Source organism: Mesorhizobium sp. (assembly GCF_024509055.1).
Taxonomy (GTDB): domain Bacteria; phylum Pseudomonadota; class Alphaproteobacteria; order Rhizobiales; family Rhizobiaceae; genus Mesorhizobium.
The window spans coordinates 1-8,944 of the sequence record NZ_JANINM010000543.1 but is presented as its reverse complement, the minus strand read 5'-3'; the positions used below and the strand labels follow the sequence as shown (position 1 = coordinate 8,944).

The 8,944-nt window shown below is 63.8% G+C and carries 9 protein-coding genes and 1 pseudogene; 6 read left to right on the top strand and 4 right to left on the bottom strand.

The window, feature by feature from the left end; translation table 11 throughout:
• Together Q0L57_RS32935 and Q0L57_RS32930 are read left to right on the top strand one after the other, a co-directional pair.
• Positions 1-320 (top strand): annotated as a pseudogene (locus tag Q0L57_RS32935) (porphobilinogen synthase); the annotation flags it as partial.
• Between the two features lie 194 nt (positions 321-514).
• Positions 515-1,162 (top strand): dihydrofolate reductase family protein, encoded by a 648-nt coding sequence (locus Q0L57_RS32930; protein ID WP_296747271.1) that lies wholly within the window; start codon positions 515-517, stop codon positions 1,160-1,162.
• 41 nt (positions 1,163-1,203) lie between these two features.
• Here the strand turns inward: Q0L57_RS32930 and ppk2 are convergent, their stop codons facing one another.
• Entirely contained in the window at positions 1,204-2,124 is a 921-nt protein-coding gene (ppk2, locus tag Q0L57_RS32925; protein WP_296747270.1) for a polyphosphate kinase 2, read from the bottom strand.
• A gap of 267 nt (positions 2,125-2,391) precedes the next feature.
• On the opposite strand from ppk2, the gene Q0L57_RS32920 reads away from it, so the two are divergent.
• Complete coding sequence (locus Q0L57_RS32920; protein ID WP_296747269.1) at positions 2,392-3,435, top strand: aldo/keto reductase; 1,044 nt, start codon at positions 2,392-2,394, stop codon at positions 3,433-3,435.
• Between the two features lie 44 nt (positions 3,436-3,479).
• On the opposite strand, the gene Q0L57_RS32915 is transcribed toward Q0L57_RS32920, so the two are convergent.
• Both Q0L57_RS32915 and Q0L57_RS32910 read right to left on the bottom strand, forming a co-directional pair.
• Positions 3,480-4,451, bottom strand: a complete 972-nt coding sequence (locus Q0L57_RS32915; protein WP_296747268.1) for a glycosyl transferase family 90 — start codon at positions 4,449-4,451, stop codon at positions 3,480-3,482.
• Positions 4,452-4,554: 103 nt separating this feature from the next.
• Positions 4,555-5,220, bottom strand: coding sequence for a GntR family transcriptional regulator (locus tag Q0L57_RS32910; RefSeq protein ID WP_296747267.1), 666 nt, complete (start codon positions 5,218-5,220; stop codon positions 4,555-4,557).
• Between the two features lie 117 nt (positions 5,221-5,337).
• Here Q0L57_RS32910 and Q0L57_RS32905 point away from each other — a divergent pair, with 117 nt between their 5' ends.
• The 3 genes from Q0L57_RS32905 (at position 5,338) to Q0L57_RS32895 (ending at position 8,418) form a co-directional block, all read left to right on the top strand.
• Positions 5,338-6,585 carry an MFS transporter gene (locus tag Q0L57_RS32905; RefSeq protein WP_296747266.1) on the top strand — a complete coding sequence of 416 codons (1,248 nt, stop codon included), beginning with the start codon at positions 5,338-5,340 and terminating at the stop codon, positions 6,583-6,585.
• A gap of 35 nt (positions 6,586-6,620) precedes the next feature.
• The gene (locus Q0L57_RS32900; protein ID WP_296747265.1) at positions 6,621-6,995 is read left to right on the top strand and encodes a DUF423 domain-containing protein; all 375 of its coding nucleotides are present in this window, start codon (positions 6,621-6,623) and stop codon (positions 6,993-6,995) included.
• A 343-nt stretch (positions 6,996-7,338) separates the two neighbouring features.
• Entirely contained in the window at positions 7,339-8,418 is a 1,080-nt protein-coding gene (locus Q0L57_RS32895) for a substrate-binding domain-containing protein (RefSeq protein ID WP_296747264.1), read from the top strand.
• Positions 8,419-8,530: 112 nt separating this feature from the next.
• On the opposite strand, the gene opgC is transcribed toward Q0L57_RS32895, so the two are convergent.
• Positions 8,531-8,944, bottom strand: a 414-nt coding sequence (gene opgC / locus Q0L57_RS32890; RefSeq protein ID WP_296747263.1) for an OpgC domain-containing protein, incomplete at its 5' end; no start/stop codon positions are given.

Genomic DNA, 8,944 nt, shown 5'->3' with positions numbered 1-8,944 from the left:
CCTACTATATCGACCACGCCAATTCGGACGAGGCGGTGCGCGAGGCCGAGCAGGATCTGGCCGAAGGCGCCGACATGCTGATGGTGAAGCCCGGGCTGCCCTATCTCGACATCATCCGCCGGCTGAAGGACGAGTTCCAGATGCCGACCTTCGCCTACCAGGTGTCGGGCGAGTACTCGATGATCAAGGCAGCTGCCGCCAATGGCTGGATCGACGGCGAGAAGGCGATGCTGGAATCGCTGCTCGCCTTCAAGCGCGCCGGCTGCGACGGCGTGCTGACCTATTTCGCGCCGACCGTTGCGGAGATGCTGAGGGGCTGATCCTTCCGGGCGGGCGCCAGCCGTCCGGTTCCTCCTGTCGCTCAAACAACGAGCACCGTCCTGCCTCGCAGGTGTCATGAGCTGACAGCATTCTGATCGGATCAGCCCGCCCCGCGGAAGAACCGTTTGCAATCTGCAATCGGTTAAGTTACGCGATAACCGCTTGCAAAAAACAATTGGTTGCGGAGACGATCATGCCCAAGCTGCGCGTCAATGGTTTCACCCTGTCACTCGACGGCTTCGGCGCCGGCCCCGATCAGGACCTCCAGCACCCGCTCGGTGTCGGCGGCGAAAATTTGCACAAGTGGCTGACCACGACGCGCACGTTCCACAAGATGGTGCTCGGCAAAGAGGGCGGCGCCACCGGCGTCGATGACGATCTCGCCATCCGCAGCTTCGAGAATGTTGGCGCTTGGATCCTCGGCCGCAATATGTTCGGACCGATCCGCGGCGACTGGCCGGATGACAACTGGAAAGGCTGGTGGGGGCCTAACCCGCCCTATCATGTACCGACCTACGTGCTGACCCACCACAAACGCGCGCCGATCACCATGGAAGGCGGCACCACCTTCCACTTCGTCACCGACGGCATCCATTCGGCGCTTGAGCAGGCACGGGCCGTGGCCGGCGACAAGGACGTGCGGATCGGCGGCGGCGTTTCCACCATCCGCCAATACCTGCAGGAAAGCCTGATCGACGAAATGCATCTGGCGATCTCACCAGTGCTGCTCGGCAAGGGCGAGAATCTCTTCACCGGCCTCGACATGTTGAAGCTCGGCTATCGCTGCACCGAGCAGATCGCGACGCCGAACGCCATGCATGTGATGATCGGGCGGGTGTAGCCAAGCTTTCCCTTCTCCCCCAAGGGGAGAAGGAGAGGCGCTCAATATTTCTCCGGCACGTAAAGCTCGCGCGGCAGGACCTGGCGTTCGTATTGCGGGTTGAAGACGCGTTCCGGCAGCGTGATTTCCTCGTGCGGGACATCCTCATACGGCAGCTGATGCAGGAGGTGGTCCATGCAGTTCAGCCGCGCGCGCTTCTTGTCGTTGCCCTCGACGATGAACCAGGGCGCTTCCTTGATGTTGGTGCGGGCGAAGGTTTCTTCCTTGGCCTTGGTGTACTGCTCCCAGCGGACGCGCGACTGCAGGTCCATCGGCGACAGCTTCCACTGCTTCATCGGATCGTGGATGCGCATCAGGAAGCGCATCTGCTGTTCCTCGTCGGTGATGGAGAACCAGTATTTCACCAGCGTGATGCCGGAGCGCACCAGCATGCGCTCGAATTCCGGCACGTCATGGAAGAATTCCTCCACCTGATCGGGCGAGGCGAAACCCATCACGCGCTCGACGCCAGAGCGGTTGTACCAGGAGCGGTCGAACAGCACGATCTCGCCGCCCGCTGGCAGATGCGGGACGTAGCGCTGGAAATACCATTGCGACTTCTCGCGCTCTGTCGGCGCCGGCAGTGCCACGACGCGGGCGATGCGCGGGTTGAGGCGCTGGGTGATGCGCTTGATGACGCCACCCTTGCCGGCGGAGTCGCGGCCTTCGAAAATCACCACCAGCTTCTTCTTGTGGTAGGCGACCCAGGACTGCAGCTTGATCAGTTCCGATTGCAGCCTGAGCAGCTCGCGGAAATAGGTCATGCGCTCGATCGAAGGCGGATGCGACTTCTTGTAGATCTTGGATATCTCAAGCGAGAGCGCCGGCTCGGAAATCTCCAGCTCGTAATCCTCGTCGAGCGTGTCCTCGAGCTCAGCCTCCAGCCAGTCCTTGGCCCCGGAATTCGGTTTGACTTCGTTCATCGCGTTGCTCCGCCTGCCTCTGCCACAATGGCCTCGGGTGCTTTCCGGCAGCGCCAGAAACGCAACTCCCTGAGCCGACTGAGATACAGAGGCGCAGTGACGGTTTTATTGCAAGGGCCTGCTTGGGCAGCGCTCCGGTCCGGTCGACATGTGATCGGCCCGTATCGATGGCGGGGCGACAAGCCACTCGAATTGTCCTACAAATGCCCTCGCCTCTTCCGGCGCCCGACGCGGCGCGCCCTTCAAATACAATCGTGAGGAATAGACATGGAATACCGCACCCTTGGCCGTTCCGGCCTGAAGGTTTCGACGCTGACACTTGGCACCATGACCTTCGGCGGCTCCGGCCCGTTCGCCGCGGTCGGCAATTCCGACCTCACCGAAGCCCGGCGCATCATCGACACCTGCATCGACGCCGGCGTCAATCTCATCGACACGGCGAATGTCTATTCGAACGGCCTCTCGGAAGAGATCGTCGGCGAGGCGCTCGGCGGCCAGCGCAAGAACGACGTTCTGATCGCCTCCAAGGCGCGCATGCGCATCGGCAAGGGGCCGAACGACGACGGCCTGTCGCGCCACCACCTGATCCGCGAATGCGAGAAGAGCCTGAAGCGGCTGAGGACGGACGTCATCGACATCTACTTCGTGCATGAATGGGACGGCGTCACCCCGCTCGAGGAGACCATCGCCGCCCTCGACACGCTGGTGACCCAGGGCAAGGTCCGCTATGTCGGCTGCTCCAACTATTCGGGCTGGCAGGCGATGAAGGCACTTGCCGTCAGCGACAGCCGCCATCAGCCGCGCTTCGTCACGCAACAGATCCACTACACGCTGGAAGCGCGCGAGGCCGAATACGAACTGCTGCCGATCTCTGTCGACCAGGGGCTGGGCGTGCTGGTGTGGAGCCCGCTGGCCGGCGGGCTGCTGTCGGGCAAATACCGTCGCGACAGCCCCACCGCCCGCCAGGTTGGCGGCTGGTCCGAGCCGCCAATCCGCGACGAGGACCGGCTGTGGCGGATCGTCGACGTGCTGGTCGAGATCGGCAAGGCGCGCGGCGTTTCGGCAGCACAGGTCGCGCTCGCATGGCTGCTTGGGCGTCCCGCGGTCAGCTCGCTGGTGATCGGCGCCCGCAACGAAAAGCAGCTCGACGACAACCTCGCCGCCGCCAGCCTGACGCTTTCGCTCGACGAACGCATGCGCCTCGACGCCGTCAGCCGGCCGCCCGTGCTCTATCCCTATTGGCACCAGCAATTCACCGCCAAGGACCGCTTCAGCCCGGCCGATCTGGTGCTTGACCGAAGCGTGATCTGACAGCGAGAAAGGCTCTTCCGGCGCGCCGCGAAGGCGCCCGGAGATCAGCCGGTGATGTAGCGCCAGACCTCGGGGTCGGGTTCAATCTGCCCGCTGAGGACGAAATACTTGTAGAGCACGAGCAGCGAAACCAGCCGTTCTTCCTTCGGATTCCGGAACTGGCGGCAATAGGCATTGGCGGCAGCGATGATGCGTCTGGCCTCTTCCGGGTGCTTTTCAAAATAGGCGACCTTGTCGGCGAGGTCGGAAAAATCCGGCGCCAGCGGCACATAGTGGACATTGGCCTCGACCTCGGCTTCCGCGAACCATGTCTCGTAGGTGGGCGTCGGCATCAGGCAGAGCGAGTTCGAGCACATGATCCATTTGAGATTGGTCGCGACATCGTTGCCTTCGAGCGAGACGATGTAGCGGAATTGCCGCTGCTGCGGAATGGTAAGGTACGGCTTACGATATCCCTCGGGCGCATCCGGCTTGGGAGAGCCGGCATCGCAGAACGGCAGGTTGCGGACTGCGTCGGCGAAGCGCTTGCGGATCGGATTGTTGAAGTTGCCGCGCCAGACAACCTCGGGACGCTTGTCGGCAAAGGCCAGGCTGTCGGCCGGCATATTGAAGTGCCGGAACTTGTCGAGATTCATGATCACGGCGTTGCCATTGTCCGGCAGCAGCGGCCTGTCCTTCACGACCGAAGGCACTTTCGGCACCTTGATGACGTCGCCGAACTCGATATCGACAAGCAGATCGCGGTCGAAGTAACGCGTGAACTCTTTCAGGTCATAATAATACATGCTGCCGAAACTCGGCAGCTTGCCGGCGCGGACGGCCTTCGGGCTCGGCGAAAAACTGTGCTCCAGCGTGTTGTAGTAGTTCACCCGCCGGCGGACGATATCGCCGGACAGCCTTGCCTGTTTGAGATTCCCGGCCAGCCTGGCGCGAAAGAAGGCTTGAGGCGCCGTGTCGCGTGTGATGTTGCGCGCGAAGTAGAACAACCGCGCCGCGGTACGCAGAAGTGAGGCCATCGGTCAGTCGTCTCGAAAGCAAGGGTCAGTCACGCGCCGCTACAGCATTGTGCGGGCGATCTTGCAAGCCCGGCTGCATCAACGATCGTTGACGTCCCTGCCCTCAGGCCGCCACGACCGCAAAGCCCCTGGCGCGCAGGCTGCGCCGGTCGTCGTGAAGCGAGGTGACCAGCCGGTCGCGGCTGCCGGCGATGTGGGCAGTCAGCTGCCGCGCCGCTTCGTCGGCGTCGCCGGCCCTCACGGCTGCCAGGATAGCGTGATGCTCGGCCCAGGCGCGGCCTAGTGCTGCCTCGTCGCGCACCTCCAGCCAACGGGCGCGCGACAGCCTGGTCATCGCGTCGCGCACCGCCCGAAGCAGGAATTCATTGCCCGAGAGCCTTGCGAGCTCGATATGGAAATCCATGCCGACGCGATGCCATTCCTCGCGCGGCGTGGCGGCATCGCAGGAATCGAGCATGGCCTCGATCACATCGACCCCGCCGCGGTCCTCTTGCGCCGCGGTCAGCCGGACAGCCGCGACCTCGACCGCCTCGCGGTAGACGGCGATCTGCGCCAGTTCGGTGAGATTGATCGGCGCCACTGTCCAGCCGCGCCCATCGCGGCCGATCAGTCCTTCCGTCTCGAGGCGCAGCAGCGCCGCCCGGACCGGCGTGCGCGAGGCGCCAAAACGGCTTTCGATCCAGCGCTCGGTCAGCCGCTCACCCGGGCCGATCTCAAGACCCAGGATCATCTCGCGAAGCTGTCTTTCAACATTCTGCATCTGCGACATCGTCGTTCCGTTCTTTCGCACCGATTGACAGCGGCCTGATGGAGGTTCATGACGGATACCGCCTTGGTATACCAAAATGGTATCCACAACAATCCCGGAAATCCAAGCAGGCACGACATGGCTGAAATGAAGGCGGAACAGAGCGGCTACAACATCCACTGGCGCCGCAATCTCGCTGTCTGCTTCGCGGGTTCGTTCAGCACGCTCGTCGCCATGACGCTGCTGCTGCCCTTCCTGCCGCTCTATGTCGAGCAGCTTGGCGCCGAGGGCCATGCGGCGATCGTGCAGTGGTCCGGCATCGCCTATGGCGCGTGCTTCTTCGCCGCGGCGCTGGTTGCGCCGCTTTGGGGAAGGCTCGGCGACCGCTACGGCCGCAAGCTCATGCTGGTGCGCGCTTCGTTCGGCATGGCGTTCTGCATGTCGCTGACCGGCATGGTGCAGAGTGTGTGGCAGCTCGTTCTGCTCCGGCTGCTCATCGGCTTTGCCGGCGGCTACTCCTCTGGTTCAACCATTCTGGTCGCCATGCAGACGCCGAAGGAGCGCTCGGGCTGGGCGCTGGGCGTTCTGGCCGCCGGCATCACCGCGGGTTCACTGGTCGGTCCATTGCTCGGTGGCCTGCTGCCGCCGGTGATCGGCATCCGCGCGACCTTCCTCCTGTCCGGCGGCGTCATCTTCCTCGCGTTTCTGGCAACAACGTTGCTGATCAAGGAAAATCCGGCAGCGACCAAGCCCGTCTCGAAGGCGAAGCCGAAGAGCGGCTGGTCTCAGATTCCCGACAAACGCCCTGTCGTGGCAATGCTGACAACCGGGATGTTGCTGGCCTTCGCCACCATGTCGATCGAGCCGATCATCACCGTCTATGTGCAGCAGCTCGTCGAAGATCCACGCAAGGTGACGATGGTCGCCGGCGTCGTGATGTCGGCGGCGGCGCTCGGCACCATACTGTCCTCGTCATGGTTGGGAAAACTCGCCGACCGCGTCGGCCACTGGAACGTGGTCGTGGGAGCGCTTGCCGTCTCGGCGCTGCTGCTCATCCCTCAGGCTTTTGTAACAAACAGCTGGCAACTCATCGGGCTGCGCTTCCTTATGGGACTGGCGCTGGGTGGCCTGCTGCCCTGCATCACCAGCGTCATCCGTCACAACATCCCCGACGGAATCGGAGGCAATGTGCTGGGCCTGGCGATCTCGGCGCAATATGTCGGCCAGGTCGCGGGGCCGCTCTCCGGCGGCTTCGTCGGCGGCCACTTCGGCATGCGGGCTGTGTTTCTCGGCACGTCGGTGCTGATGGCGCTGGGTGCGGCATATAACTGGATTGTCCAGTCGAGACGGGCGCGGCATATGCTGCTTGAAGCTGGCGAATCCTGATCGGGTTCGCCAGACCAGGGCACGGAGCATCCGAGATGAGCATTGCCGGGCAACAACCAAACGGCGGCAGCCATATCCTTGTGCTGGCCGGCGGTATCGTCGGCGCGGCGGGCGTAGCGTTGTCCGCGGCGGCCGCGCATCGCGGCGGCGCCTTCACCGGGACAGCCGCCAATTTCCTGCTGATGCACGCGCCGGTCTTCCTCGCCATCGGGCTTGCTGCCGGCAACCGCTGCCTCAGGATCGCAAGCGTGGTGCTGCTGGCCGGGCTGCTGCTGTTTTGCGGCGATCTCCTGGCGCGAGACTTCCTCGGCTCACGGTTGTTCCCGATGTCGGCGCCGATCGGCGGCACCCTGCTGATCGGCGGCTGGCTGGCGATCGCGGTGTCAGCGCTGTGGCGCACCCGCGGCTAGCTTAGCCACGACGCCTCGAAACGGATCGAGCCAACGCCACCAAATATCTGTTTTTGCTGGCTCTCGTCGTTGGCACGCCTGTCCGCGGCCGCTCAGGCGGGTCGGCCCGCGTGATACCCCAATAGTTGCGGTAGACATCTTCGAACAAGTAGCTGACCGGATGCACGGCACCCTCCTTCTTGTAACCGCCGCAGCAATGCCGCGCCATGAATTGGATCGATTCAAAACATATGCATTGACAGCGAGCAGTCAAGTGAGAATTTGAATCGATCCAACAAAAATGTTAGATGACCGGCAACCATTCCCCGGTCATGTTCGTCATGGCCGGATTCGGAGGAACCATATGGCATCACTGATCGAAAGCCAGGCACGCCCAATCCGGCTGGCGGATATCGCCAAGGCGGCCGGCGTGTCGCACGGCACGGCATCCAACGTCTTCAGCCGGCCTGAGATCGTGCGCGCCGAGGTGCGCGAGCGGGTCAAGGCGGTGGCGGAGGCCATGGGCTATGCCGGTCCCGATCCCAAGGGCCGCCTGCTGCGCGCCGGCAAGGTCAATGCCATCGGCGTCGGCACAACCGAGCCCCTCTCCTATTTCTTCGACGACCCCTTCGCGCGCGTCATGATGGCCGGCATTTCCGAGGCCTGCGACGCCACCGGCGCGGGAATTGCGCTGGTGTCGGCCGCCAACCAGGAAAAGCTTGCCTGGAACATCCAGAGCGCGCTCGTCGACGGTTTCGTGCTGTTCTGCATCGAGGGTGGCTCGCGTCTCGTCGAATTGACGCGCGAGCGCAAGCTGCCTTTCGTGGCGCTCGAACTCGGCTTCGAAGACGAGACCGTCTCGGCGATCGGCGTCGACAATGTCGCCGGAGCGCGGCTTGCGGCCCGCCATCTCGCCGAGCTTGGCCACCGCCGGTTCGGCGTGCTGTCGCTGGGCTTCGCCGACAACCGCACAGGCCTCGCCACGCCGGAGGTGATCCGCTCGGCGGTCTATACGGGAACGCGCGACCGCCTTGCCGGCTATTTCGAGGAGCTCTCCCGCTTCGGCATCGATACCGGGAAGATCCCGGTCTACGAGACTGAAAACGAGGAAAAGAGCACCAGGGCCGGGCTCGAAGCGATTTTCGCCGGCCCCGAGCGCCCGACCGCGATTCTCGCGATGTCGGACAGGATGGCCCTGATCGCCATCGAATGGCTGAAGGCGCAGGGGCTGAACGTGCCTCGGGACGTCTCCATCGTCGGCTTCGACGGCGTGCCCGACGGCGCGCTCTGCGATCCGCCGCTGACTACGATCGCCCAGCCGATCACCGAGATCGGACGCCGGGCGGCCCGAATGATCCTGGACTTCGACGGCACCGTGCGGCGCGAGACGATGGGCGTCGAACTGGTGGTCAGGGCCTCGACGGGTCCTGCCACGAAGGGTTGAGCCTCGGGCAAATTCCAGGAAAAGTCCGAAACGGGTTCGGCCCGGGATCGCGGGTCCGGAGCGTCAGCTTTTCGCCGAACCGCCCCGGATGCCGGGAGGGCCGGACCTTCGCTCAGTATCCGCCTACCCTCGCCGGCGCACCAAAGGATGCAGGCGCGGACCCCTCGCGTACCGGCTTCGCGCGCGACGGGCTGAGCCCCGCTAGCCACTCCAGGTAAAGCGCAAGCGCGAACTGCATGGAGATGCCGGCCGAGATCAGCAACGCGTCGTAGACAAAGCCGCCCGGATTGATAAGCCTCAGCACCTGGGCCGCCATCGCGATCAGGGTGCCGGCTATGAACACTGGCAGCGAGCGCTTGCCGAGGATTGCCAGCGGATTTTCCGGGCTGGCGCGGAAGACATTCGACAGCGCCGGCAGGGCGACGATCAGATAGCTGACCGCGAGGATGTGCAACAGCCTCGGCAGAGACAGGAAGGTCTTGTCGAAGCCGCCGATCACCACCGGCAGGTTGAACCAGGTGATCTG

Excerpts from the sequence above, each read along its gene's own strand:
- Q0L57_RS32930 (WP_296747271.1), top strand. The coding sequence starts at position 515 with ATGCCCAAGCTGCGCGTCAATGGTTTCACCCTGTCACTCGACGGCTTC.
- ppk2 (WP_296747270.1), bottom strand. The coding sequence starts at position 2,124 with ATGAACGAAGTCAAACCGAATTCCGGGGCCAAGGACTGGCTGGAGGCT.
- Q0L57_RS32920 (WP_296747269.1), top strand. The coding sequence starts at position 2,392 with ATGGAATACCGCACCCTTGGCCGTTCCGGCCTGAAGGTTTCGACGCTG.
- Q0L57_RS32915 (WP_296747268.1), bottom strand. The coding sequence starts at position 4,451 with ATGGCCTCACTTCTGCGTACCGCGGCGCGGTTGTTCTACTTCGCGCGC.
- Q0L57_RS32910 (WP_296747267.1), bottom strand. The coding sequence starts at position 5,220 with ATGTCGCAGATGCAGAATGTTGAAAGACAGCTTCGCGAGATGATCCTG.
- Q0L57_RS32905 (WP_296747266.1), top strand. The coding sequence starts at position 5,338 with ATGGCTGAAATGAAGGCGGAACAGAGCGGCTACAACATCCACTGGCGC.
- Q0L57_RS32900 (WP_296747265.1), top strand. The coding sequence starts at position 6,621 with ATGAGCATTGCCGGGCAACAACCAAACGGCGGCAGCCATATCCTTGTG.
- Q0L57_RS32895 (WP_296747264.1), top strand. The coding sequence starts at position 7,339 with ATGGCATCACTGATCGAAAGCCAGGCACGCCCAATCCGGCTGGCGGAT.